The 24,618-nt window shown below is 73.1% G+C and carries 25 protein-coding genes; 12 read left to right on the forward strand and 13 right to left on the reverse strand.

Features of this window, described 5'->3' with window-relative positions; genetic code table 11:
- Positions 1 to 70: 70 nt before the first annotated feature.
- The 3 genes from ACFY29_RS17555 (at position 71) to ACFY29_RS17565 (ending at position 3,672) form a co-directional block, all read left to right on the forward strand.
- Positions 71 to 250, forward strand: a complete 180-nt coding sequence (locus ACFY29_RS17555) for a DUF6104 family protein (protein WP_328419986.1) — start codon at positions 71 to 73, stop codon at positions 248 to 250.
- Between the two features lie 240 nt (positions 251 to 490).
- Entirely contained in the window at positions 491 to 2,560 is a 2,070-nt protein-coding gene (gene pta, locus ACFY29_RS17560; RefSeq protein WP_386987320.1) for a phosphate acetyltransferase, read from the forward strand.
- Entirely contained in the window at positions 2,557 to 3,672 is a 1,116-nt protein-coding gene (locus tag ACFY29_RS17565) for an acetate kinase (RefSeq protein ID WP_328419990.1), read from the forward strand. Before pta ends, ACFY29_RS17565 begins: the two co-directional genes overlap by 4 nt.
- A gap of 106 nt (positions 3,673 to 3,778) precedes the next feature.
- Here the strand turns inward: ACFY29_RS17565 and ACFY29_RS17570 are convergent, their stop codons facing one another.
- Positions 3,779 to 3,946, reverse strand: a complete 168-nt coding sequence (locus tag ACFY29_RS17570) for a hypothetical protein (protein WP_328419992.1) — start codon at positions 3,944 to 3,946, stop codon at positions 3,779 to 3,781.
- A 158-nt stretch (positions 3,947 to 4,104) separates the two neighbouring features.
- Between ACFY29_RS17570 and ACFY29_RS17575 the strand changes: the two genes are divergently transcribed.
- Complete coding sequence (locus ACFY29_RS17575) at positions 4,105 to 5,013, forward strand: alpha/beta hydrolase family protein (protein ID WP_386987323.1); 909 nt, start codon at positions 4,105 to 4,107, stop codon at positions 5,011 to 5,013.
- Between the two features lie 92 nt (positions 5,014 to 5,105).
- Complete coding sequence (locus ACFY29_RS17580; RefSeq protein WP_386987326.1) at positions 5,106 to 6,074, forward strand: alpha/beta hydrolase family protein; 969 nt, start codon at positions 5,106 to 5,108, stop codon at positions 6,072 to 6,074.
- A gap of 108 nt (positions 6,075 to 6,182) precedes the next feature.
- Here the strand turns inward: ACFY29_RS17580 and ACFY29_RS17585 are convergent, their stop codons facing one another.
- The 3 genes from ACFY29_RS17585 to ACFY29_RS17595 all read right to left on the reverse strand — a co-directional run bounded on the left by ACFY29_RS17585 (position 6,183) and on the right by ACFY29_RS17595 (position 8,855).
- On the reverse strand, positions 6,183 to 7,145 hold the full coding sequence (locus ACFY29_RS17585; RefSeq protein WP_386987329.1) for a zinc-binding dehydrogenase: 963 nt from the start codon (positions 7,143 to 7,145) through the stop codon (positions 6,183 to 6,185).
- A 37-nt stretch (positions 7,146 to 7,182) separates the two neighbouring features.
- Complete coding sequence (locus ACFY29_RS17590) at positions 7,183 to 8,361, reverse strand: NADP-dependent malic enzyme (RefSeq protein WP_328420000.1); 1,179 nt, start codon at positions 8,359 to 8,361, stop codon at positions 7,183 to 7,185.
- Positions 8,362 to 8,504: 143 nt separating this feature from the next.
- Positions 8,505 to 8,855 carry a S24/S26 family peptidase gene (locus tag ACFY29_RS17595; RefSeq protein WP_328420002.1) on the reverse strand — a complete coding sequence of 117 codons (351 nt, stop codon included), beginning with the start codon at positions 8,853 to 8,855 and terminating at the stop codon, positions 8,505 to 8,507.
- A gap of 84 nt (positions 8,856 to 8,939) precedes the next feature.
- Between ACFY29_RS17595 and sodN the strand changes: the two genes are divergently transcribed.
- From sodN to ACFY29_RS17610, 3 genes are all read left to right on the forward strand, one after another.
- Positions 8,940 to 9,344 (forward strand): superoxide dismutase, Ni, encoded by a 405-nt coding sequence (gene sodN / locus ACFY29_RS17600; protein ID WP_328420004.1) that lies wholly within the window; start codon positions 8,940 to 8,942, stop codon positions 9,342 to 9,344.
- A gap of 62 nt (positions 9,345 to 9,406) precedes the next feature.
- A complete protein-coding gene (locus ACFY29_RS17605; protein WP_386988472.1) occupies positions 9,407 to 9,898 on the forward strand; it encodes a GNAT family N-acetyltransferase in 492 nt (163 codons plus the stop codon).
- Positions 9,895 to 10,302, forward strand: a complete 408-nt coding sequence (locus ACFY29_RS17610) for an ATP-binding protein (protein WP_328420008.1) — start codon at positions 9,895 to 9,897, stop codon at positions 10,300 to 10,302. Before ACFY29_RS17605 ends, ACFY29_RS17610 begins: the two co-directional genes overlap by 4 nt.
- A 66-nt stretch (positions 10,303 to 10,368) precedes the next feature.
- Here ACFY29_RS17610 and ACFY29_RS17615 read toward each other — a convergent pair whose 3' ends face one another.
- Positions 10,369 to 10,758 carry a hypothetical protein gene (locus ACFY29_RS17615; RefSeq protein WP_386987334.1) on the reverse strand — a complete coding sequence of 130 codons (390 nt, stop codon included), beginning with the start codon at positions 10,756 to 10,758 and terminating at the stop codon, positions 10,369 to 10,371.
- Positions 10,759 to 10,801: 43 nt separating this feature from the next.
- Here ACFY29_RS17615 and ACFY29_RS17620 point away from each other — a divergent pair, with 43 nt between their 5' ends.
- Positions 10,802 to 11,752 (forward strand): diacylglycerol kinase family protein, encoded by a 951-nt coding sequence (locus tag ACFY29_RS17620; protein WP_328420012.1) that lies wholly within the window; start codon positions 10,802 to 10,804, stop codon positions 11,750 to 11,752.
- 450 nt (positions 11,753 to 12,202) lie between these two features.
- On the forward strand, positions 12,203 to 12,460 hold the full coding sequence (locus ACFY29_RS17625) for a WhiB family transcriptional regulator (protein ID WP_007072794.1): 258 nt from the start codon (positions 12,203 to 12,205) through the stop codon (positions 12,458 to 12,460).
- Positions 12,461 to 12,526: 66 nt separating this feature from the next.
- Here the strand turns inward: ACFY29_RS17625 and ACFY29_RS17630 are convergent, their stop codons facing one another.
- The 5 genes from ACFY29_RS17630 to ACFY29_RS17650 all read right to left on the reverse strand — a co-directional run bounded on the left by ACFY29_RS17630 (position 12,527) and on the right by ACFY29_RS17650 (position 16,466).
- The gene (locus tag ACFY29_RS17630; protein ID WP_386987337.1) at positions 12,527 to 13,339 is read right to left on the reverse strand and encodes a sirohydrochlorin chelatase; all 813 of its coding nucleotides are present in this window, start codon (positions 13,337 to 13,339) and stop codon (positions 12,527 to 12,529) included.
- Positions 13,321 to 14,082: a phosphoadenylyl-sulfate reductase gene (locus ACFY29_RS17635; RefSeq protein ID WP_386987340.1), complete on the reverse strand. Its 762-nt coding sequence runs from the start codon at positions 14,080 to 14,082 to the stop codon at positions 13,321 to 13,323. Before ACFY29_RS17635 ends, ACFY29_RS17630 begins: the two co-directional genes overlap by 19 nt.
- Positions 14,079 to 14,240, reverse strand: a complete 162-nt coding sequence (locus tag ACFY29_RS17640) for a hypothetical protein (protein WP_328420022.1) — start codon at positions 14,238 to 14,240, stop codon at positions 14,079 to 14,081. The genes ACFY29_RS17635 and ACFY29_RS17640 overlap by 4 nt, the downstream gene beginning before the upstream one ends.
- A complete protein-coding gene (locus tag ACFY29_RS17645) occupies positions 14,237 to 15,949 on the reverse strand; it encodes a nitrite/sulfite reductase (RefSeq protein WP_386987343.1) in 1,713 nt (570 codons plus the stop codon). The genes ACFY29_RS17640 and ACFY29_RS17645 overlap by 4 nt, the downstream gene beginning before the upstream one ends.
- Before the next feature lie 292 nt (positions 15,950 to 16,241).
- Positions 16,242 to 16,466 (reverse strand): ArsR/SmtB family transcription factor, encoded by a 225-nt coding sequence (locus ACFY29_RS17650; protein WP_386988474.1) that lies wholly within the window; start codon positions 16,464 to 16,466, stop codon positions 16,242 to 16,244.
- A gap of 161 nt (positions 16,467 to 16,627) precedes the next feature.
- Between ACFY29_RS17650 and ACFY29_RS17655 the strand changes: the two genes are divergently transcribed.
- Complete coding sequence (locus ACFY29_RS17655; protein ID WP_386987346.1) at positions 16,628 to 18,157, forward strand: glycosyltransferase family 39 protein; 1,530 nt, start codon at positions 16,628 to 16,630, stop codon at positions 18,155 to 18,157.
- Between the two features lie 181 nt (positions 18,158 to 18,338).
- Here the strand turns inward: ACFY29_RS17655 and ACFY29_RS17660 are convergent, their stop codons facing one another.
- On the reverse strand, positions 18,339 to 19,943 hold the full coding sequence (locus tag ACFY29_RS17660; protein WP_386987349.1) for a histidine kinase N-terminal domain-containing protein: 1,605 nt from the start codon (positions 19,941 to 19,943) through the stop codon (positions 18,339 to 18,341).
- Positions 19,944 to 19,967: 24 nt separating this feature from the next.
- Entirely contained in the window at positions 19,968 to 20,999 is a 1,032-nt protein-coding gene (locus tag ACFY29_RS17665) for an SIS domain-containing protein (RefSeq protein WP_386988477.1), read from the reverse strand.
- A gap of 189 nt (positions 21,000 to 21,188) precedes the next feature.
- On the opposite strand from ACFY29_RS17665, the gene ACFY29_RS17670 reads away from it, so the two are divergent.
- Positions 21,189 to 23,027 (forward strand): tetratricopeptide repeat protein, encoded by a 1,839-nt coding sequence (locus tag ACFY29_RS17670; RefSeq protein WP_386987351.1) that lies wholly within the window; start codon positions 21,189 to 21,191, stop codon positions 23,025 to 23,027.
- Here the strand turns inward: ACFY29_RS17670 and ACFY29_RS17675 are convergent, their stop codons facing one another.
- A complete protein-coding gene (locus ACFY29_RS17675) occupies positions 23,028 to 24,605 on the reverse strand; it encodes an MDR family MFS transporter (protein WP_355613637.1) in 1,578 nt (525 codons plus the stop codon).
- Positions 24,606 to 24,618 lie beyond the last annotated feature (13 nt).

Raw genomic sequence — 24,618 nt, forward strand, 5'->3', positions numbered from 1 at the left:
CACGGTCCTGCCCCGGCCTCCGTCGGTCCACCCGCCCGGCCCGAGCCGGGCCGAGCAGGAGGACGTACCGATGTACTTCACCGACCGTGGCATCGAGGAACTGGTCGAGCGCCGGGGCGACGAGCAGGTGACCCTGGAGTGGCTCGGCGAGCGCCTGCGCGACTTCGTCGACCTCAACCCCGACTTCGAAACCCCCATCGAACGCCTGGCTACCTACCTGGCCCGCCTAGACGACCCCGAAGACGACTAACCCCAAACCCACCCCAAACCCACCCCACCCCACCCCGCCCGGCCCGCCCGGCCCGCCCGGCCCCGCCCGGCCCGCCCGGCCCCGCCCGGCCCGCCCGGCCCCGCCCGTTGATCATAAAGTTGTTTGCGCGTGTCATCGGCGGGTCGCGGCACAACTTCATGATCAACGGAGAAAAGGCCCTGGGGGTGGGGGTCGGAGGGCCCGGGTGGGGGGCGGGCGCGATCTTCTAGGGTGGGGGGCGTGGCCAGGAGCGTGTATCTGACGAGTGTGGGGTCTGGCGGGGGTAAGTCGACGATCGCGCTCGGACTGGCCGAGTTGCTGTCCCGCCAGGTCGGGCGGATCGGTGTGTTCCGGCCGCTGGTCGGCGACAACGGCCCGGACCCGATCCTCGCCCTGCTCAGCGAGCGCTACCGGGTCGAGCTGCCGTTGGCCGAGTTGGCCGGGACGACCTATGCCGAGGCCGCTGCACTGGTGGCCGACGGCCGGCGGGAGGAGCTGATCTCCGCCATCGTCGAGCGCTACCGGGCGGTGGAGCGGCAGTGCCCGGCGGTGGTCGTGGTGGGCAGCGACTTCGACGACCCGGGCGACCCGGCCCGTCCCCGGGAGTTGGCCTTCAACGCCCGGCTGGCCACCGAGTTCGGCAGCGTGGTGGTGCCGGTGGTGGACGGCTTCGGGCAGGAGCCGGCCGCCGTCGCGGCCGCCGTGCGGGGGGCGTACCACGACCTGGCCGACCTGGGCGCCACCGTGCTCGCGGTGATCGCCAATCGGGTAGCCGAGCCGATGACCCTGCCCGACCTGCCGGTCCCCGCGTACGCCATCCCGGAGGTGCCGACCGTGTCGGCGCCGACGGTGGCCGAGGTGGCGGCGGCGCTCGACGCCACCCTGCTGGCCGGGGACGACGCCGCGCTCGGCCGGGACGTACTGGACTTCGTGGTCGGCGCCGCGCACGTGCCGACCCTGCTGGGCCACCTCACCGAGGGCGCCCTGGTGATCACCCCCGGGGACCGGGCCGACCTGCTCGTCGCCGCCAGCGCCGCGCACGTGGCCGGGCAGGTGTCGGTGGCCGGGCTCGTGCTGACGCTCGGCGAGCAGCCCGACCCACGGGTGATGCGGCTGGTGGAAGGGCTGAACACCGGACTGGCGGTGCTGTCCGTACGCAGTGACAGCTACGACACGGTGGCCGCGTCCAGCCGGATCGAGGGTCGGCCCAACGCGGCCAACCCCCGCAAGGTGGAGGCGGCGCTCGGTGCGTTCGAGCGCTGCGTGGACACCGACGATCTGGCCCGCCGGCTGCGGGTCAGCCGGTCGGCCCGGGTCACCCCGCTGATGTTCGAGAACGAGCTGATCGACCGCGCCCGCTCGCGGCGCCGGCACGTGGTGCTGCCGGAGGGCGCCGATGAGCGGATCCTGCGCGCGGCCGAGATCCTGCTCCGCCGGGGGGTGGCCGAGCTGACTCTGCTCGGCCGGCCGGACGACATCGCCCGGCGGACCCGCGAGCTGGGAATCGACGTCGGCGACGCGCACCTGGTCGACCCGGTCACCAGCGGGTGGCGGGACGACTTCGCGGCCGAGTACGCCCGGTTGCGCGCCCACCGGGGCGTCACCGCCGAGTTGGCGCACGACATCGTGGCCCAGCCCAACTACTTCGGCACGCTGATGGTGGCCACCGGGCACGCTGACGGCATGGTCTCCGGCGCCACGCACACCACCGCCGCCACCATCCGGCCGGCGTTCGAGATCATCCGTACCGTGCCGGGGGCCTCGGTGGCCTCCAGTGTGTTCTTCATGCTGCTCGCCGACCGGGTGCTCGTCTACGGCGACTGCGCGGTCAACCGCGACCCGGACGCCGCCCAGCTCGCGGACATCGCGATCTCCTCCGCCGATACCGCGGCCCGGTTCGGCATCGAGCCTCGGGTGGCCATGCTGTCCTACTCCACCGGCAGCTCCGGCGCCGGCGCGGACGTGGAGAAGGTCGCCACGGCCACCGCGCTGGTGCGAGAGCGCCGGCCCGACCTGCTGGTCGAGGGGCCGATCCAGTACGACGCGGCGATCGACCCGGCGGTGGCGGCCACCAAGCTGCCGGGCAGCCCGGTCGCCGGCCAGGCCACGGTCTTCATCTTCCCGGACCTGAACACCGGCAACAACACGTACAAGGCGGTACAGCGCTCCGCCGGGGCGGTCGCGGTCGGCCCGGTGATGCAGGGCCTGCGCCGGCCGGTGAACGACCTGTCCCGCGGCGCCACCGTGCCGGACATCGTCAACACGGTGGCGATCACCGCCATCCAGGCGGCCACCGAGGAGGCGTCGTGAGTTGCGTGCTGGTGCTCAACTGCGGGTCGTCGTCGGTGAAGTGGCGCCGCTACGACGGCGACCGGGTGCTCGACCAGGGCACGGTCGAGCGGGTCGGTGAGCCCGGCGGCGGGCCGGCGGACCACGCCAGTGCGGTCCGGCAGATCCTTGCCGGGCTGGACCTGGCCGGGCTGACCGCGGTCGGGCACCGGGTGGTGCACGGTGGCCGGAAGTTCAGCACGCCGGTCCTGATCGACGACGCGGTGCTGGCCGCGATCCGGGACCTGGTCCCGCTCGCCCCGCTGCACAACCCGGCGAACCTGGCCGGCATCGAGGTGGCCCGGGAGGCGCTGCCGGACGTCCCGCAGGTCGCCGTCTTCGACACCGCGTTCCACCACACCCTGCCGGAGGCCGCCGCGACCTACGCGATCGACCGGGACACCGCCGAGCGGTACGGCATCCGCCGGTACGGCTTCCACGGCACCTCACACGCGTACGTCTCCCGGCGCACCGCCGACCTGCTGGGCCGCCCGTACGAGCAGCTGAACACGATCACCCTGCACCTGGGCAACGGGGCGAGCGCCTGCGCGGTGGCCGCCGGTCGCAGCGTCGCCACCTCGATGGGCATGTCCCCGCTGGAGGGGTTGGTGATGGGCACCCGCAGCGGCGACCTCGACCCGACCGTGATCTTCCATTTGCGGCGGGAGGGCGGGCTGTCGGTGGACGACATCGACGACCTGCTCAACCACCGCAGCGGCCTGCTCGGGCTGACCGGCGTCAACGACATGCGTGAGGTGCTCCAACGCCGGGGGGACGGGGACCGGGCGGCGGAGCTGGCCTTCGACGTGTACTGCCGGCGGATCACCGAGTACGTGGGCGCGTACTACGCGCTGCTCGGACGGGTGGACGCGATCGCCTTCACGGCTGGGGTGGGCGAGCACGCCGCGCCGGTCCGGGCCGCGGCGCTGGCCGGGCTGGATCGGCTCGGCATCGCCGTGGACCCGGCCCGCAACGACGGTGCCGGCGACCGGCTGATCTCCCCCGACGGCGCCGAGGTGTCCGTTTGCGTCATTCGCACCGACGAGGAACGCGAGATCGCCCGGCAGACCCGGGATGTGGTCCAGGCCGGCTGACGACCGGCCGGGATCAGCGCCCGACGCTGCGGGTGCGCCGGGCCCGGTTCCGACCCGGGTCTCCGGGCGAGCGGACGCGCCGTCGCCCGGTCCGGCACGGTCGGCTCTAGGCGAGCCAGGCGACGAGGGCAACCAGCAGCACGACGACCACCGCCGCAGCGATGATCAGCGGTAGACGGGACGGCGACTCCGCCGATGCGGTGGCCTCCGGCGTCTGGGTGAACGCGCGGAACGCCTCGGTGTTGCCGCTGGGGTCGCTGTAGTTCTCAGGCATGCGGGTGACCCTAGCGAAGCTGGTCGCGGCGCACCGCCCCCGACCCACGCCGACCGGCCGGGTCGACCCGGCCGGCGGGGCGGAGCCGACCGGGTGGCGGGTACAGGCGGGCCGGACGGCGGGGTCGCTGCGCACGCTCGGGCACCTACCGTGGAACGATGGGGGCGGGGCGGCTGATCGCCGTACTGGTGACAGCTCTGCTGGCTGGTTGCGCGCCGGCCACCGCCGTGGCGGGCGGGTCCACCGCCGCCCCGGGCGGGCCGCTGTCGGCGCGCCGGGCGCCCGAGGGGTCGTACGCCGTCGGCGTGCGTACGCTCACCCTCGATCCGCGCTCGGCGCGCCCCCTGCCGGTGACCATCTGGTACCCGGCTGCCCTGGGCGGGGTCGCCGCCGGGCGGTTCCCGGTCGTCATCTACAGCCACGGGTTGGGCAGCCGACCCGACCTGCACGCCGGGCTGACCACCCGCTGGGCGGCGGCCGGTTTCGTGGTGGCCGCCCCGGCGTTCCCGCACACCCGGCACGGCGCGGCCCATTTCACCCGGGCGGACGTCCGCAACCAGCCGGCCGACGGCTGGCGGCTGATCCGACATCTGCTCCGTCTCGCAACCGACCCGGGCGATCCGCTCGCCGGCCACCTGGACACGGCGCGGATCGCCGCCGCCGGGCACTCGGCAGGCGGCTTCACCACCACCGGCATGTTCAGCGCGGGGCACCCGGCCCGGCTGCGCGCCGGCATCGTGATCGCCGGAGGCGGACTGCCGGGCAGCTTCGCCGGGCCGGCCGCGCCGGTGCTCTTCGTGCACGGTACGGCCGACGCGGTGGTGCCGGTGACGGTCGGCCGAGCCGCGTATGGGCGTACCCCCGGGCCGGCCGCGTTCCTCAGCCTGCTCGGCCAGGACCACGGCGCGTACCTCACCCCGGGCCACCCGGGCTTCGTCCCGGTCCTCGCCACCACGACCGACTTTCTCCGCTGGACCCTCTACGACGACCCGGCGGCGGGTGCCCGGCTCCCCGCCGACGCCCACTCCCCCACCCTGACCCATTACGAGTCCCGCCCGGCCCACTGATGCTGCGGCGGGACTGAGCGCTGGGTCAGCGGGCAGGCACGCCACGCCGATCCCGGCCGAGCGGGTCAGCCGGACAAGGCACAATCGGTCTCATGTCGCGTCGCGTCACCCCCGCGCTGCTTGCCAGCGCCCTGTTCCTGACCAGCATGGTCGGCTGCTCCGCCGATGCCCGCCCGGCCCAGAGCCGGCAGGCACTGCCGGCCGAGCCGCAGCCCACCGTCACGGCGACACCGCAGGTACCCGCCGGGACCGCCCCACAAAAGAGCTTCGCCGTCGGCGTACGCCAGCTGAAGCTGAACCGGGACGGCCGGGCGCTGCCGGTGACGCTCTGGTATCCGGCGGTCGGGGCGGCCGGCGGCGCGACGAAGCGGTCCGCGGCGGCTGCGGACGGCCGGTTTCCGGTGGTGATGTTCAGTCACGGCCTGACCGGGCGGCCGGAGGACTACGCCACGATCCTGACCCGGTGGGCGGCGGCGGGCTTCGTGGTGGCCGCGCCGACCTTTCCGCACACCGCCCGGGGCAGCGACGGCAACATCCTCGACGTGCTCAACCAGCCGGCCGACGTGTCCTACGCGCTGACCCAGGTGCTGGCGCTGGACGGCAAGGCCGGCGACCCGCTGCGCGGCCGGCTGGACGCCGAGCGGGTGGCCGCCGCCGGGCACTCCGCCGGCGGGGTGACCACCATCGGCCTCTTCACCGCCAGCCGGGACGAACGGCTGGACGCCGGCGTGGTGTTCGCCGGTACGGCGCTCGGCGTGGGCACCGCGTTCGCCGGTGCGGCCGCGCCGCAACTGTTCGTGCACGGCGAGCTGGACGAGGTGGTCGACTACGCGGCGGGCAAGGCCGCGTACGACAAGGTGCCCTGGCCGAAGGCGATGCTGAGCCTGCCCAAGGGCGACCACGGGCGTGCCCTGCTCAGCGACGGTGCGACGCTGCGGGTGGTCTCGGACGCCTCGGTCGAGTTCCTCCGTTGGACGCTCTACGGCGACGCGAAGGCCAAGGGCCGCATCTCCACCGACGCCACCCGCGGCGACATCGCCACCTTCGACGATCACCTCTGACCACCGACGCGCCCGACGATCCGCGCAACATCAGGGAAAGAGTGGCCTCCGGCAGCGCTGAGGCCACTCTTTCCTGGATATTGCGCGGATCTTGAAGGTAACGCCTCGTCAGGCGGTGTGGTCGACGACGATCTTGCCGAAGGTGTCGCCGGAGTGCAGCCGGGCGAAGGCGTCCTCGACCCGGCTGAACGGGATCACGCTGTCCACCACCGGGCGCACGCCGCTGTCGGCGCAGAACGCCAGCAACTCGTACAGCTCGCCCGGGGTGCCCATCGAGGTGCCCAGGATCTCCAGCTGCATGGCGAAGACCCGGCGGAGGTTCACCGACGGCTCGTGCCCGGCGGTGGCGCCGGAGACCACGATCCGGGCCATCGGCGCGGCCGACTTCAGGGAGTGGTCGAAGGTGGCCGCGCCGACCGTCTCGATCACCACGTCGACCCGTTCCGGCAGCCGGGCGCCCGGTTCCACGGCGATGGCGCCGAGCCCGGTGATGCGCTCGCGCTTGACGGGGTCGCGGCTGGTCGCGTACACCCGCTTGCCCATCGCGACGGCGAGCGCGACGGCCGCGGTGGCCACGCCGCCACCCGCGCCCTGCACCAGCACGCTGTCGGCGTCCGCGACGCGGCCCTTGGTGGTCAGCATCCGCCACGCGGTCAGCCAGGCCGTGGGCAGGCAGGCCGCGTCGGTCGCCGCCAGCCCGTCGGGCAGCGGGACCAGGTTCGACCGGGGTACGGCGACCCGCTCGGCGAGGGTGCCGGGGAAGTGCTCGGAGAGGATGGAGACCCCGCGCGGGTCACCCGGGGTGACCACCACCGGGTACACGACCACCGTGTTGCCCTGCGGGTCCACGCCGACCGCGTCACAGCCCAGGATCATCGGCAGCTGGGCCTCGGTGAGCCCCACCCCGCGCAGTGACCAGAGGTCGTGGTGGTTGAGCGAGGTGGCCCGCAGCTGCACGGTCACCCAGTCGTCGGCCGGATGGGTCGGCTCGGGCCGCTCACCGACGGTGAGCGCGGCGAGCGGATCGGCGTCGTCGAAGCGGGAGGCGAAGGCAGCACGCATGATCGGCACGGTAACAAGCTGAGCGCCCGTTAAGAAGTGCCCGTCCCTACCGGCGGGCGACGCCGTCGCGGCGCGCCGCCTCGGCGACGGCCTCGGCGACGGCCGGGGCGACCCGGGGGTCCAGCGGCGACGGAACGATCGCCTCGGCGGTCAGCGACTCGGCCACCACGCCGGCGATGGCGTCCGCGGCGGCGACCTTCATGCCCTCGGTGATCCGGGTGGCCCGGGCGTCCAGCGCGCCGCGGAACACCCCGGGGAAGGCCAGCACATTGTTGATCTGGTTGGGGTAGTCGCTGCGCCCGGTGGCGACCACCGCGACGTGCCGGGCGGCCACCTCGGGGTGCACCTCCGGGGTCGGGTTGGCCAGCGCGAACACGATCCCGCCGGGCGCCATGCCGGCGACCGCCGCCTCCGGGATCTGCCCGCCGGAGACGCCGATCAGCACGTCCGCGCCGCGCAGCGCCTCGGTGATGTCGCCCTGGCGACCGTCGGCGTTGGTGCTGGCGGCCAACTCGGCCTTGGTGCCGGTCAGCTCGGTGCGGTGCCGGCCGATGATCCCCTTGGAGTCACAGACCACCACCTGGTCGGGGTTGACGCCCCCGGCGACCAGCATCTTCGTCACGGCCACGCCGGCCGCGCCAGCGCCGCTCACGGCGACCCGCAGGTCACCGAGCTTGCGATTGAGCAGGGTGGCCGCGTTGCGCAGCGCGGCGAGCACCACGATGGCGGTGCCGTGCTGGTCGTCGTGGAAGACCGGGATGTCCAGCGCCTCGTCCAGCCGACGCTCGACCTCGAAGCAGCGCGGCGCGCTGATGTCCTCCAGGTTGATCCCACCGAACGAGGGGGCCAGCGCCCGCACCACCGCGACGATCTCGTCGACGTCCTGCGTGTCCAGACAGATCGGCACCGCGTCCACCCCGGCGAACTGCTTGAACAGCACCGCCTTGCCCTCCATCACCGGCAGCGCGGCGCGCGGGCCGATGTTGCCGAGCCCGAGCACCGCCGAGCCGTCGGTGACCACCGCGACGGCGTGCGACGCCCACGTGTAGTCGTCGGCCAGGTCGGGGTCGGCGGCGATCGCCTCACACACCAGGGCAACCCCGGGGGTGTACGCGAGCGAGAGGTCTTCCCGGCTGGTGAGCGGCACCGTCGAGGTGACGGCCATCTTGCCGCCCAGGTGCAGCTGGAAGACCGGATCAGCAGGGTCCATGGTGGACGAGGACATGGCGGTGACTCCAGAATCTGTCGAGGCAGACGGGGCGGCCGGCCCGGCCGCGAGGTTGGCGGCGAGCGGTGGCACGCGGTGCGGGGGGTCACCCGGGCACATTCGAGCATAGTGTCGACACCGCCGCTCGGATGTGAGCAGGGTCATAACGGTCGACGAGGGACCCGTCCGGGGCGGGGCCAGTACCGGGCCACCACCCTCCCCCGCACATCGGCCACCCCGTACGCCCGGGAGTCGTCGGTGATCAGGTCGTTGTCCCCGCGCAGCCACCAACCGCCGTCCTGCGGCCGAACCGCCCGCTTCACCACCAGCAGCTCCGGACGGGTCCGGAAGACCGCGACCACCACATCGCCGGGACGGATCGGACGACCGCCCGGGCGGACCAGCACCGCGTCGCCATGCCGCAGCGCCGGCGCCATGGACGGACCGGTCACCAGGACAGCGGTCAGCGGCCCCCGCAGCCGGGGTGGCACCGCCGGGTGATCGGCCCGCACTGGTTTCACCTCCACCCGGTCCGGGGAGCACTCCCAGGAGTAATGTCGCCTTTGATCATCGCAAACTTCCCATGGAGGATCCCGATGCGACTTCCACGCATCCTTGCGCCCCGCGTCACCGCGAGCGCTCACTGCGACCTGCCGTGCGGCGTCTACGACCCGGCACAGGCCCGGATCGAGGCCGAGTCGGTCAAAATGATCTGCGAGAAGTACCAGTCGAACACCGACCCGGAGTTCCGCACCCGGGCGGTCATCATCAAGGAACAGCGCGCCGAGCTGGTCAAGCACCACCTCTGGGTGCTCTGGACCGACTACTTCAAGCCGGCCCACTTCGAGAAGTACCCGAACCTGCACACGCTGTTCAACGAGGCCACCAAGCTCGCGGGCGCCGGCGGCGTCAAGGGCAGCCTGGACCCGGCCACCGCCGACAAGCTGCTCGCGAAGATCGACGAGATCTCGAAGATCTTCTGGGAGACCAAGAAGGCGTGACCAACCCGGTCATCCCGACGATCCGGCCGGCACGTCCCGAGGATGTGCCGGCCGTCGTCGCCATGGTGCACGAGCTGGCGGAGTACGAACGCGCTCCCGACCAGTGCCACCTCACCACCGAGCAGTTGACCTCGGCCCTGTTCGGGACTGCGCCGGCCCTCTTCGGCCACGTCGCGGTCGACGAGCACGACCAGCCGATCGGCTTCGCGCTGTGGTTCCTCAACTTCTCCACCTGGGCCGGCGTGCACGGCATCTACCTGGAGGACCTCTACGTCCGGCCGACCGCGCGGGGCACCGGGGCGGGCCGGCTGCTGCTCGCCACCCTGGCCGACATCTGCGTACGACGCGGCTACCGGCGGCTGGAGTGGTGGATGATCGACTGGAACCCGGCCGCCGGGTTCTACGCCTCGATCGGCGCCGAGCAGATGAGCGAGTGGGTCCCCTATCGGCTCAGCGGCGACGCACTGCGCGACCTGGCCGGCCAGGCGGCGGCTGCCGGCACGCGTACGGACGACCGACCGGGTAGAGTCCCCGACCGGGGGGATGAGGCGTGACTCAACTGACCGGCCAGCCAGCGACCGACGACGACGTGGTGCACCTGACGGTGCCCGCCGACGGCGGCTACCTCGGCGTGCTCCGTACCGCCACCGCCGGTCTCGCGGCCCGGTTGCAGTTCGCGCTGGACGAGATCGAGGATCTGCGGATCGCGGTCGACGAGGCGTGCGCCATGCTGCTCGCCATCGCCACCCGCGACGCCGAGTTGGAGTGCCGGTTCTCCGTCACCGAGGACGCGCTGACCGTCGAGGTCACCGTGCCGACCGTGCACGGTGCCACGCTGCCTGCCGAGTCGTCCTTCGCCTGGAAGGTGCTCACCGCGCTGACCACGTCGGCGTCCGCCACGGCCGCCGACGGCCGGGCGACGATCTCGTTGCTCACCCGCCGCTCCGGCGGATACTGACCGGCCGCCGCGCGGTCCCCTGCCGGTCGCGGTCACCTGCCGCGCGCCGTCACCTGCCGCGCGCCGTCACTCGAAGCCGAGGGCCCGGGTCGTCGGAGGACTGACCAGCAGCCAGCCGACGCCCAGACCGAGCGCCATCAGCGGCACGCCCAGCCAGCCCAGCCCAGCCTGAATCATGAACCACCCGATCGGCAGCAGCATCAGCTGAAGCACGATTGCGGGGGCTCGCGCGCCGGCCCGGCGGCGCAGCAGCGCGCGGCCCAGCGCCCAGAGCACGACCGCCGCCCCGACGGCGAGCGCCGTCACCAGCAACGCCGACGGAAGATCCGTGGTGGTTGCGGTGAAATCGGCCCAGACCAGCCAGGCGGCGATCAACCCGACGGCGGCCGCCTCCGCCCACAGCAGCCGGACCGCCCAGCGGAGCGTGACGGGAATCGGGTCCGAGTCGATGGTCACGCGCGACACGATACCTGGGCTACTGGGAGGTACAGTGCCGCCCATGCGCGCCGTCCTGGTGGTCAATCCGAAGGCCACCACCACCAGCGAACGCAGCCGGGACGTGCTTGTCCGGGCGCTGCGCAGCGAAGTCGACCTCAGCGTGCGCTACACCCGCCGACGCGGGCACGCCATGGCGCTGGCCCGGGAGGCCGCCGCCGAGGGGGTTGACCTCGTCGTCACCCTGGGTGGTGACGGCACCGTGAACGAGGTGGTGAACGGCCTGATGACGGCCGAGCCGCCAACCGGCGCCGACGGTGCCACGCTGGCCGAGCGGCTGCCCGCGCTGGCCACCGTTCCGGGCGGCTCGACAAACGTGTTCGCCCGCGCGCTCGGCCTGCCCCGGGAGTGGCCGGAGGCCACCAGCATGATCCTCGAAGGGCTGCGCCTGGGCCGACAGCGGACGGTGGGGCTGGGCCGCGCGGACGACCGCTACTTCACCTTCTGCGCCGGGTTCGGCCTGGACGCCGCGGTGATTCACCGGGTGGAGCAGGCTCGGCGTCGGGGTCGGGTCTCCACCCCGGCGCTCTACCTGCGCTCGATCATGAACCAGTACTTCCTCGCCTCCGACCGACGGCACCCGGCGATCACCCTGGACCGACCGGGCGAGCCGGCGGAGAGCGAGTTGGCCACCGTCATCATCCAGAACACCGCGCCGTGGACGTACCTGGGCGATCGGGAGATCAACCCGAACCCGGAGGCCTCGTTCGACCTCGGGCTGGATGTGCTGGCGCTCCGTCAGCTCCGGGTGGCCAGTACGACACGGACAGTGACGCAGTTTTTCTCCCGGCGGCCGGATCCCAAGGGGCGGCAGGTGTTACGACTCCATGACACGGCGGAGTTCACCCTGTTCTCCAGCCGCCCGCAGGCGTTCCAGCTCGACGGTGACTACCTTGGCGAGCGGGAGAAAGTCAGATTCACATCCGTTCCCGCCGCACTGAGAGTAATCTGCTAGGTCTCGGGTACTGCCCTAGGTCGACGCGGCGCCACATCGCACCGTCGCGAGTCGCCGCCACACCGAGGGGCAGGTGCCGGAAATGTCAGCAATGTCACGCGCACTGTACTATATTGATCCTCGACTGTGGCACGGCGGGTAACCAGGAAGGCACTGGAACCCGGACAAATGGGTTGTGGGCTTGCTCACCGCCCGGAGTTTTTCCCAGCGTCACCCTTGACATCGCGAGCGTTCGTGAAAGTATTCACAAGCGAACTTGAGTTACCGGGACATTGCCTGGATATGCTCGTCAGGTTGAGCTGTTCCAGCAGGTCCACGGGGCTAACTGCCTGCTCACGCACTGCCGAATGGCCGGACGCGAACTGTCACCATCGGCACTGCGGATGCATATAGGAAAAGCACGACCAAGCAATTAATTGCCACCCATCCAGAATGAGGAGTGTTGCCGCCATGGACTGGCGTCACCATGCTGTCTGCCGCGACGAGGACCCGGAGCTGTTCTTCCCGATCGGGACGTCCGGACCGGCTCTCCTGCAGGTCGAGCAGGCCAAGGCCGTCTGCAGGCGCTGCTCCGTGACCGACCAGTGCCTGCAGTGGGCGCTTGAGTCGGGTCAGGACGCCGGCGTCTGGGGCGGGATGAGCGAAGAGGAGCGGCGCGCTGTCAAGCGGCGCGGCGGCCTCCGGGTGCTGCGCGCTCACTCCGCCTGATCCCACGACACAGCTGCAACGCCCCGGCGGGTCCGCCCGCCGGGGCGTTCTGCTGTCCAACCCCGGTCACACCGCTGTCGCCAGGACGCGGCGACCGGACCAGTCGTCGACCCGGCGCAGCACCAGCTCGGCCAACTCAGGGGCGTCGGACAACGGGGCCGCCACCGCCACCGCGCCGGCCGCCCGTGCCTCCTCGGTCACCGCATCGTGAAACAGGCCCGGCGCCAGGAAGTACCCGGACACCGCCACCCGGCGTGCGCCGGCCGCTCGCAGCAGGGACACCGCTGCACCCGTCGCCGGCGGAGCCGCCGAGGCGTACGACACCCGGCAGGGCAGCCCGAACTCCGCACCGAGCGCCTCCGCCACCCGGCCCACCGAGCCGCGTGCCCGCGCGTCCCGGGTGCCCGCCGCGGCCAGCACCAGCGCATCGAAGCGGCCCGGACGCGACTCACCGAGCCGGCGGCGCAGCCCGGCCAGCAACGCTGGGTCCACCCTCCCGTCCGCCGGCCCGAGCACGTCGGTCACCCGTACCGCCAGCGGAGGCCCGGTCTGCGCCGCGGCGGCGACGGCCGCCGGGATGTCCACCCGATGGTGGTACGCGGCGGTCAGCAGCAGCGGCACCAGCACCGCGCGGCGGTGGCCGGCCACCGCCAGCGCGCGCAGCACCTCGGTCGGACCCGGCTCGGTATGGTCCAGCCAGCTCGCCCACACCGGGGTGCCGGGCCGGGCCGCCGACACGGCCCGGGCCAGCGCCCGCGTCGCGTCGGCAGCTCGTGGATCGCGGCTGCCGTGGGCGACCAGCACGATCGGAACCGCCCCGCCGGCCACACCGGGCCAGGTCGGGGTCGGAGTCGGGGAGGTCAGACGTGCAGTCCGCACTCGGTCTTCTCGAACATGGCCCACCGGCCGGCGCGCGCGTCCTCGCCGGCCTTGGTACGGCGGGTGCACGGCCAGCAGCCGATCGAGCCGTAACCCTGCTTGAACAGCTCGTTGACCGGCACGTTCCACCGGGCGATGTACGCGTCCACGTCGCCCTGCGACCAGGCCGCGATCGGGTTGACCTTGACCTTGCCGCGCCGCGGGTCGAAGGTCGCCACCGGCGTGTTGGCCCGGGTCGGCGACTCGTCCCGCCGCAGACCGGCGGCCCAGGCGTCGTACCCGGTCAGCGCCCGCTCCAGCGGCTCCACCTTGCGCAGTTGGCAGCAGTCGTCCGGCGACTTGTTGAACAGCCGCGGGCCGTACTGGCCGTCCTGCTGCCCGACGGTGAGACGGGGCCGGATCGACCGGACGTTCACCGGAAGCGTCCGGGCCACCTCGTCGCGCACCCGCAGCGTCTCCGGGAAGTGCAGGCCGGTGTCGAGGAAGACCACGTCCACCCCCGGAGCCACCCGGGACACCAGGTGGGCCAGCACCGCGTCGGCCATCGAGCTGGTGACGCAGAACCGGTCGCCAAAGGTCTGCGCCGCCCAGCGGGCGATCTCCAGCGCCGGGGCGCCCTCCAGCTCCCGACCCGCCTGCTCGGCCAGCGCCCGCAGCTCGTCGGGGCTGCGCCGGGCCGGGTCGGCCGGCGTCGGACCGCCCGGGCCGACCAGGCCCAGGCCAGTCGCGGAGACGAGGCTCATCGGGTCACCTCCCGCGAGAGCAGCCCGGTGAACTTCACCGAGAAGACCCGGGTGCAGGCGTGGCACTCCCAGGCGCCGTGCCCCGCCTCGTGCGGCCGCAGGTCCTCCTCGCCGCAGTACGGGCAGTACAGAGGTGCCGCTCGGTTCTCGCTGCTCATCGCAGTTCCTCCTCGTCGACTCTGATCACCCAGTTGGCGAACGTCTCGCCCTTGCTCCGGCCAGCCAGGTAGCGACGGGCCAGCCGTTCCACGTACTCCGGAAGCTCATCGGCGGTGGTCTTCAGGCCGCGCAGCTTGCGCCCGAAGCCGGCGGTCTGCCCCTGCGCCATGCCCAGCCCGCCACCCAGGTGCACCTGGAAGCCCTCCACCTGCCGGCCGTCCGGGCCGACCACCAGCTGACCCTTGAGCCCGATGTCGGCCACCTGGGTGCGGGCGCAGGCGTTCGGGCAGCCGTTGATGTGGATCGAGATGTCCGCGTCGAAGTCGCGCAGCCGCTGCTCCAGCCGTGCCACCAGCTCCTCGCCGCGGGCCTTCGTCTCGACAATGGCCAGCTTGCAGTACTCGATGCCGGTGCACGCCATGGTGCCGCGCCGCCAGGCCGACGGCCGGGCCTCCAGACCGATCCCCCGCAGCGCGTCGACCAGCGACTCGGTCCGCTCCGACGGCACGTCGAGGACCAGCAGCTTCTGGTACGGGGTGAGCCGCACCCGGTCGCTGCCGTGCGCCTCGACCACGTCGGCCAGCTGGGCGAGCTGCCCACCGGAGACCCGGCCGACCACCGGGGCGGCACCCACGTAGTGCCGCCCGTCGGCCTGCTCGTGCACGCCCACGTGGTCGACCGGCTTCGCCGGCAGGTCCGGTGCCGGGCCGTCGAGCAGCGTCCGGCCGAGGTAGTCCTTCTCCAGGACCTCGCGGAAACGCTCCACGCCCCAGTCGGCCACCAGGAACTTCAGCCGGGCCCGGTTGCGCAGCCGGCGGTAGCCGTAGTCGCGGAAGATCCCGACCACGCCGGCCCACACGTCCGGCACCTCGGCCATCGGCACCCAGACGCCGAGTCGCTGGGCCAGCATCGGGTTGGTGGAGAGACCGCCACCCACCCAGACGTCGAAGCCGGGGCCGTGCTCGGGGTGGTCGACGCCGAGGAAGGAGATGTCGTTCGACTGGTACGGCGTGTCCACCAGCCAGGAGATCGACGTCTTGAACTTGCGGGGCAGGTTGGAGTACTGCTTGTCGCCGACGTACCGGGCCACGATCTCGTCGATCGCCGGGGTCGGGTCGAGCACCTCGTCCCGAGCGACCCCGGCGACCGGGCTGCCCAGCACGATCCGGGGGCAGTCGCCGCACGCCTCGGTGGTCTGCAGGCCGACCGACTCCAGTCGGCGCCAGATCTCCGGCATGTCCTCGACCCGGATCCAGTGGTACTGGATGTTCTGCCGGTCGGTGATGTCGGCGGTGTCCCGGGCGAACTCCCGGGAGATGTCCGCTATCACCCGCAGCTGAGCCAGGCTGAGCTGACCGCCGTCGATGCGGACCCGGAGCATGAAGAACTCGTCCTCCAGCTCGTGCGGCTCCAGCACGGCGGTGCGCCCGCCGTCGATGCCCGCCTTGCGCTGGGTGTAGAGGCCCCACCAACGGAACCGGCCGCGCAGGTCCTGCGGGTCGATGGAGGCGAAGCCGCGGTGCGCGTAGATGTTCTCGATCCGGGCCCGGACGTTGAGCGGATCGTCGTCCTTCTTGATCCGCTCGTTGGGGTTGAGCGGCTCGCGGTGGCCGAGCGCCCACTGACCCTCACCCCGCGGCCGGCGCGGCGCCCGGGTCGGGCCGGTCGTCGGGTCCTCGGAACGGGCCGGGATGCTGCTGACCGCCATCGCGGCGTCCTCCGTTGTCTGCGGTGTCTCGGGCAGGCGCGGGGCGCGGCGGCCGGCCCGTCAAGAGCGGGCGGGACAACGGTGTCTGAGACAGCCGGCGCGGAGCGCGCCCGAGACAGATGGGTCGGGCGTCGTCAGTAGGCCGGACAGATCGCGCTGCGGACGCGGCCGTAATCGACGTGGCGACGTGCCACGAAGCGGCGAAGGACAGCGGCGGTCATGGGCTCATGCTGCCACACGCCAGGGGGTCGGGCCAATGTCCGCGTGCCCGATCCCACATGACGGGTGAGCGCTAGCCGACCAGCTGGCCACCGAGGACAGTTCGGGCATAACAGACGGTACGTCCCCGCCGGACGCCGGCGATCAGGCCGTTGTCCCGCAGCGTGGTGAGGTGGTGCGACGCGGTGGCCGGCGCGAGGCCCAGCATCGCGGCCAGCTCGCCGGTGCTCAGCGGCGTGTCGAGCAGGGACAGCGTCCCGACCCGAGCAGCTCGCCGAGACGGCGGCGGCCACCGCAGTCCGGCTGGACGACGACCTGATGGCGCGGATCGACGCTGTGCTCGACGAGCTCATCGAGCGTGATCCGGCGAAGACCGCCCGCCCGAACGACGTGCTGCCCGCCTGGCGCTGACCACCGGCTCTCACCCGTGACCGGGGGTGGCCGTGGCAGGCTCACAGCGTGGGCATATTGTCCGGAAAGTCGACCAGGGCGGCGCGGAGCGGCCTGCACCGCGTCCCGGTCTGGCTCCCCCCGGCGCTGCTGACCCTGGCGGTGACCGGGACCGGGCTGAGCTCCGCCCAGCTCTGGCGCGACGAGCTGGCCACCTGGAGCGCGGCCACCCGGTCGCCCGGTGACCTGGCCCGGTTGGCCGGCACCATCGACGCCGCCACCGGCCCGTACTACCTGCTGATGCACGGCTGGCTCGCGATCGTCGGCGACTCCACGGTCGCCCTGCGCGCGCCGGCGGCGCTGGCGATGGCCGTCGCCGCCGGGCTGCTCGCCGTGCTCGGCGCGCGATTGGTCGACGGCCGGACGGGCCTCTTCACCGGGCTGCTCTTCGCGGTGCTCCCCAGCACCTCCCGCTACGGCCAGGAGGCCCGCCCGTACGCCCTGGCCACCATGCTCGCGGTGCTCGCCACCCTGCTGCTGGTGGCGGCGCTGCGGCGCCCTGGCTGGCCCCGGTGGGCCGGGTACGCCGCCGCCGTGGCCGCACTCGGGCTCACCCACCTGGTCGCGCTCACCCTGCTCGCCGCGCACGCGCTCGTCGTACTGATCGCCTGGTGGCGGGGTGCCGCCACGGCTGGTGTGGTCGGGCCGGCAGCGGCCGGTGTCGACGACGCGCGCGACGGGGATCGGCCGGATCGGCGAGCGTGGCGGTGGGTGGTCGCGCTGCTGCCGGCCGCGCTGCTGGTCGGCCCGCTGCTCGTCGAGGCCGGCACCCAGCGTTCCCGGCAGTTGGACTGGGTCGACCCGGCCCGGTTGGACGACCTGACCGCGTTGCCCGGTGGAGTGGCCCAGAGCAGCGTGGTGGGAGGCCTGCTGGTCGGCCTCGCCACGCTCGGCGCGGCCCGGCTCGGGCGGCGCGCCCTGCTCCCGGTGAGCGCGGTGCTGCTGCCGGTACTGCTGCTCTTCGCCGCCGGCACGGTCGTACCGCTGTGGGTACCCCGGTACCTGGTCTTCGTGGTGCCCTTCGCCTGCCTACTGGCCGGCGCGGCGCTGGCCGGGGTGGCCGCGCCGGCCGCGCTGGCCGTGGTGGTCCTGGCCGGGCTGCTCGGCCTGCCCGATCAGGCGGCGCTGCGGCGGACCCACGAGTGGCCGCGCAGCGCCCCGGTGGACTACGTGGGTGCCGCGCGGGTGATCGCCGAGGGGCAGCGGCCCGGGGACGCGGTGGTCTACTCGCCCCGGCAGAGCTGGCTCTTCCTCGACCTGGGCATCGGGTACCACCTCGACGACCGGCCACGGGACGTACTGGTCACCGAGGACGAGGCCCGCCGGGGTGACCTGTGGGCCGCCGAGTGCCTCCAGCCGGCGCAGTGCCTGGCCGGCACGCCAAGGGTGTGGCTGGTCCTCGCCGGGCGGCAGGCTGCGCCGCTGGCCGCCGTGCCGGGCTCCAAGGGTGACGCGCTGCGCGCGGACTTCACCGTCGCCCGGGTCTGGCAGCGCCCCGGCCTGACCGTCGCCCTGCTCACCAGCCGCCCCGACCGCTGACCTGACCGCCCCGGCCGGCGGGCCGGCTGTGTGCCGTCGGGTCACGCCCACCTTGGTGAGCGTGATACCGCAGAGGCATAAATATGACTCACAGGTATCGCGCTCATCCGCACATCTACGCCCGGAGCCGACCCGCCCGGGCGCGGAACACCCAACGCCGGCCGGGGAGGGGGCCGGTAGGTCAGGGTTGCGAGCGGCCCTCGGGCGCGCTGCGGGCCAGCGGGACGACGAGCACCGCCTCGGTGCCGCCGTTCGCGCCGGCACGCAGCTCGATGGTGCCGCGCAACTCCCCGGTGACCAGGGCACGGACGATCTGGAGGCCGAGCCGGCTGCCGCGTTCGGCGTCGAAGTCGGGCGGCAGCCCGCGCCCGTTGTCCGTCACCGAGACGTGCAGCATCTTGCGGAACCGGTGCGCCGAGACCACCACCTCCGGCCGGTCCACCGCCTCGGTCGCCGGGACGACGGCGGGCACGGCACCGGGCACCACGGCCGGGACGTACGCGGGACCCGCCTCGTCCACCTCATCCGCTGGCGGGAAGCCGTGCTCGACGGCGTTGAGCAGCAACTCGTTGAGGACCATCACCAGCGAGGTGGCGATCTCCGCCGGCAGCACGCCGAAGGTGCCCTGCCGGCGCATGCCGACGCTCACCTCGGTCGCCGCGACCTCGGTCGCCGCGCTCGCCACCCGGTCGACGATGCCGTCGAACTCGACCGCCTCGTCGCTGGACATGGAGAGCGTCTCGTGCACCAGGGCGATCGAGGCGACCCGGCGGACCGACTCCTCCAGGGCGACCTTGGCCTCCGGCATGGCCACCCGGCGGGCCTGCAACCGCAGCAGCGCGGCCACCGTCTGGAGGTTGTTCTTCACCCGGTGGTGGATCTCCCGGATGGTGGCGTCCTTGGTGATCAGGGCCCGGTCCCGGCGACGGACCTCGGTGATGTCCCGGACCAGCACCAGCGCGCCGATCGGTACCCCGGCGGGCATCAGCGGCAGCGCCCGGGTGAGCATCGTGGCGCCGCGCGCGTCGATCTCCCGTCGGGGCGGCGCCTCGCCGCGCAGCGCGGCCAGGATGCCGTTCGCCGCCTCGGTGCCGTCCAGCGGGTCGCCGGCCAGCCGGCGGTGCAGCGCGGCCAGGTCCTCCCCCACCAGGTGGGCGGCGTAGCCCAGCCGGCGGTACGCGGACTGCGCGTTCGGGCTGGCGTAGGTGACCTTGCCGCCGGCATCCAGACGGACCAGCCCGTCGCCGACACGGGGCGCGGAGGTGGTCTCGCCGGGGTGCCGGGGCGGCGGGAAGGTGCCGTCCGCGATCATCTGGGCCAGGTCGTCGGCCGTGGTCAGGTAGTTGAGCTCCAGCTGGCTGGGGGTACGCGCGGTGGAGAGGTTGGTGTCCCGGCCGACCACGGCGACCACCTCGCCGGCCTCGCCCTCGGCGGTGCGCAGCCGGACCGGGATCGCCTCGTGCCGGGCCGGCACGTCGCCGTACCAGACCGGGTCGCCCTCCCGCCAGATCCGGCCCTGGGAGTACGCCACCCCCAGGTGGGCCACCTCCGGCCCGCCGACGATCCGCCCCACCTGATCGTCCTGGTACGCGGTGGGCGCGGTCGTCGGGCGGACCTGGGCGACGCAGAGGAACGTGCCCTCGGCGTCGACCGGCACCCACAGCAGCAGATCGGCGAAGGACAGGTCGGAGAGCAGTTGCCAGTCGCCGGCGATCCGGTGCAGGTGGTCGATGTCGGCCGGACGGAGATGGGTGTGCTCCTCGGCGAGGTCGCGCAGCGTGGACACGGTGACAGCGTGCCACGCCGCGCCTCACATCGTTGCGGTGACCTTCTTCAACCCGCGCGGTGCGTCCGGGTCCTCGCCCCGGGTCAGCGCCAGGGCCAACGCCAGGCGCTGCAACGGCAGGATGTCCAGCAACGGGGCGTACCGCTCGTCGACCTCAGGAACGGCGAGCCGGGTGGCACCGGGCACGTCGGCGGAGCCGACCACCACCACGTCGGCGCGGCGTTCGCCGAGGCGGGGCAGCACCTCCCCCATCGACCGGCCACCCGGGCCGGAGCCGACCACGGCGAGCACCGGGACCTCCGGGTCGGTCATGGCGAGCGGACCGTGCAGCAGGTCGGCGCCGGAGAAGGCGAGCGCCGGCAGGTACGAGGTCTCCATCAGCTTCAGCGCGGCCTCCCGGGCGGTCGGGTAGGCGTACCCGCGCCCGGTGGTGACCAGTTGACGGGCGAACCGGTAGCGCGGCGCGAGCTTGGCCGGGGTTTCGTCGGCCAGGGTGCGGGCGGCCAGCTCGGGCAGCGCCGCGAGCGCCTCCCGCTCGGCCGCCGGGAGCACCCCGTCGCCGGCCCGGATTCCCTCCACGAGCATCAGCAGGGCGAGCAGCTCGGCGGTGTACGTCTTGGTGGCGGCGACCGCGCGCTCGTGCCCGGCGGCGATGTCGATGCTCAGCTCGGCAACCTCGGCCAGCGGGGACCCCGGGGCGTTGGTCACCGCGAGGGTCAGCGCGCCGGAGGACCGGGCGGCTCGTAGCACCTCGGCCAGGTCGGGCGAGCCGCCGCTCTGGCTGACCCCGACGACCAACGCGTCGGACAGGTCGGGACGGGCGCCGAACAGGGTGACCGCGCTGGGCGAGGCGAGCCCGGCGGGCAGGTTGAGACGAATCTCGGTCAGGTACGCCCCGTAGAGGGCCGCGTGGTCGGAGGTGCCCCGTGCGGTGAAGACCACGTGCCGCGGCCGGCGCTCGGCGACGGCAGCCGCCACCCGGGCGATCTCGCCTGCGTTGGTGGTGGAGAGCAGGCGGGCGTAGCCGGCCGGCTGCTCGTCGATGTCGGCGGCCATCCCGGCCCCTGCACGTGTCACGGACACTCCCCCCTTTGCGCGATTGCCGCGCGTTTCCTGCTCAGTCTTGCATCTTTGGCTCGCTCCGAGCAATCGAACGAGCAGTAGTGCGCAGTTGATCACCTACCAATCTCAATATCAACTAGACTTGCCCCGCTTCACCCGGTGTAGCTGCGACGAGAGGACGACGTGCCCGAGGGAAGGGACGACCCCGCGCTCTCCGCGACGGAGGAGCTGGCCCTGGCCCGGCTGGCATTGGACGAGGGTGATCTCGACCATGCCGCCGGCCACCTCGCCGGCGCGCTGGCCCGGGCACCGACCCTGCCGGAGGTGCACGAGACGCTGGCCCGGCTGGCCGCGGTCGGCGGTGGCGGGCTCGACCTCTTCCCCCTCAACCACCACACCTTCGTCGGCGCCGTCGTCGCCCGGGCCCACCTGCTGGCCGCTGCCGGCCGCCCCGCCGAAGGGCTGGAGCTGCTGGCCGCGGCGACCGGGTACGCACCCGGCACGGAGTGGGCCGGCGTGCCGTGGGTGACCGCGCCCGAGCTGGCCGAGCGGCTGGACCCGGAGCACATCGCCCGGGTCCTCATGCAGGTCTGCTCCGCACTGCCCGATCCGGTGCCGCGGGCCGGCCGGGGCGCGCTGGCGCCGTACCTCGCGCTGGCCCGCAACGCGGTCACCGTCCGCCCCGAGCACGGCCTGCTGCTCGGCGCGGCGTCCGCGCTGGCCCGGCGGCTCGGCGAGGTCACGCTGGCGATCCGCTGGGCCACCCGAGGGGTACGGTCCCAGCCGTCGAAGATGGGCGAGGTCTGGCTCGGGTACGCGTACCGCAGCGCCGGCCGGACCCGCGAAGCCCTCGCGGCGCTCGGCCGGGCCGTCGCGCTGGACCCCGACGACCTGGCCATCTACGCCGACGTCGCCGGCACCCTGGCCGAGACCGGCCGGCTCGACGAGGCGCTGGAGTGGACCGAGCGGGCGCTTGCCCGGGACCCGTCGTTCGACTGCGCGGTGCACACCGCCCACCGCCTGCGGCACCTGCGCGACGGTGACCTGTCCCACCTGGTGGCGCTCGCCGACTTCGTCCGTGACCACCCGGACGACAGCCACGAGCACGGCGACCTGGCCCAGTGCTGCCGAGGCCGGCCCTGGCTCGGCCAGCTGACACCGGCCGGCGGTCCGCTGGTCGACGCGCTGCGCCAGGCGGTCGTCGACGACGACAACGGTCTCGGCAGCGCCGTACGCCTGACGGCGGCGCCGCCGCCGAGCGCCGTACGGACGGCCACCTCGGTGGCGCCCGGGCTACGGATCGAGGTGTCCGGCGCGCCGGACCCGGATCCGCGCGAGCCCCGGCGGGCGTCCGCCCAGCGGCTGTGGCACTACGCGGACACCGTGCCGACGCCCGCGCTGCCGGCGCCCTCGGCGGCGGCGGTCGAACGGATCGGGCAGGTCGCGCACCCGGCCTGGCCACACCCGCCGGCCGCCTACGACGCCGCCGTGGGCCTGGCCGGTCTCGATGTGGCCGACCTGCTCGGCCTGCTGGTGCACCCGCCGGCGGCGCCGGCCAACGCGGTGGGCCGACTGCTGGCCGCCCACGACCCGTCGGTCTGGGTACGCGGCGTGCAGGTGTGGGCCTGCCTGGGGCTGCTGCACCACCGGACCGACGAGCCGTGGGACGGCAGCACCCGGCGCCGGGTGCTGCTGGACCTGGTCTGGGGGGTGGAGGACTGGGTCACCGAGGCGGCGCTGTTCGCCCTGGTCACCGCCGCCTGGGTGGACCCGGCGGTGCGGCCGGACGTGGCCCGGGTGGTCGCCGAGCGGCTGGCCGACGCGGCGGCGGTGGCCCGTGTGCGGCCGGTCCCGATCGCCGTCTCACTGGCCCACCTGGCGCTGGCCGCGCCGGCACTGGACCCGGCCACCGCGGCACTCGCCACCGAACTACTCGGCAACCAGTCGCCCCAGCTCCCCCGACCCCGCAACCCACTCCGCCGGCTCTGGCAACGCCTGACCACCCTCCGCTCCCGCCCCTGATCAGGCGACCGGGGCCCTGCCGAGAGCGATCTCGGCCTCCTCCTCCGGAGTGGCCTGCGCCGGCGCCTCGTTCGCGGTGCGCAACGGGATCTCCTTGATGAACCAGGCGAGCACCGGGATCGCGATGGTGAACAGCACCGCCCAGAGGAAGACGTGTGAGATCGCGTCGGCGAGACCGCCGAGCACCAGCTCACGCGCCTGGGCCGGCAGCTCCTTGAGCTTCTCCAGGTCCATCCCGCCGCCCTCGCCACCGAAGGCACCGCCCGCGCTGGAGCCGTTCAACCGGCTGGCGAAGATCGCGCCGAACAGGGAGATGCCGAACGAGCCGCCGATCGACCGGAAGAAGGTGGCCGCGCCGCTGGCCGCGCCGAGGTCCTTCTGCTCCACGCTGTTCTGCGCGATCAGCATGGAGGTCTGCATGAGGAAGCCCATGCCGGCACCCAGCACGACCATGTACAGCGAGGACTGCAACTTGCTGGTTTCGGTGTCGAGCAGGGTCAGCAGCGCCATGCCCGCGGTCATCACCACGCCACCGATGATCGGGTACGCCCGGTACCGGCCGGTCTTCGTGATCGCCCGCCCGATGACCAGCGAGACGACCAGCATGCCGAACATCAGCGGCAGCAGCAGCAGGCCACTGTTGGTCGCCGAGGCTCCCTGCACGGTCTGCTGGTAGAGCGGCAGGAAGTTCATCGCACCGAACATCGCGAAACCGAGCAGGAAGCCGATCAGCGAGACCAGTGCGAAGTTGCGGTTGGCGAAGAGGGCCAGCGGGAGGATTGGCTCGGCGACACGGCGTTCGACCAGGCCGAACGCCACCAGCGCGAGCGCGGCCAGCACGGCCAGGCCGAGGATCTGCGGTGAGGTCCAGTCGTACTCGTTGCCGCCCCAGGTGGTGATCAGCACGACCGCGGTGATGCCGACCGAGAGCAGCCCGGCGCCGAGCCAGTCGATCCGGTGCTCGGTGCGGTACTTCGGCAGGTGCATGGTGGTGATCAGCACGAGCAGCGCGACGCCGCCCAGCGGCAGGTTGACGTAGAACGCCCAGCGCCAGGAGAGGTGGTCGGTGATGAAACCGCCGACCAGCGGGCCGGCCACCATGGCGATGGCCATGATGCCGGCGATCATGCCCTGGTAGCGCCCGCGCTCGCGGGGCGGGACCAGGTCACCGATGATCGCCATCACGCCGACCATGAGGCCGCCGGCGCCCAGACCCTGCACGGCCCGGAAGGCGATGAGCTGAACCATGCCGTCACTCGGACCGCCGAAGAGCCCGGAGCCGGCCATGCCGCAGAGCGCGGAGCCGAGGAGGAAGATGCCGACCGAGGTCAGGAAGACCGACTTGCGGCCGTAGAGGTCACCGAGCTTGCCCCAAATCGGGGTGGAGACGGTGGTGCCCAGGACGTACGCGGTGACCACCCAGGTGAAGTGGCCGAGCCCGCCGAACTCGCCGACGATCCGCGGCAGCGCGGTGCTGACGATCATGTTGTCGAGCATCGCGAGCATCATCGCGATCATCAGCCCGAACAGCACGACCCGTACGTTGGGTCGCACTGTGGCCTGAGTTGCCTGAGTCATGGGTAAGCTCCCC

The sequence above is a fragment of the Micromonospora sp. NPDC000668 genome, from assembly GCF_042897975.1.
Classification (GTDB): Bacteria; Actinomycetota; Actinomycetes; order Mycobacteriales; family Micromonosporaceae; genus Micromonospora.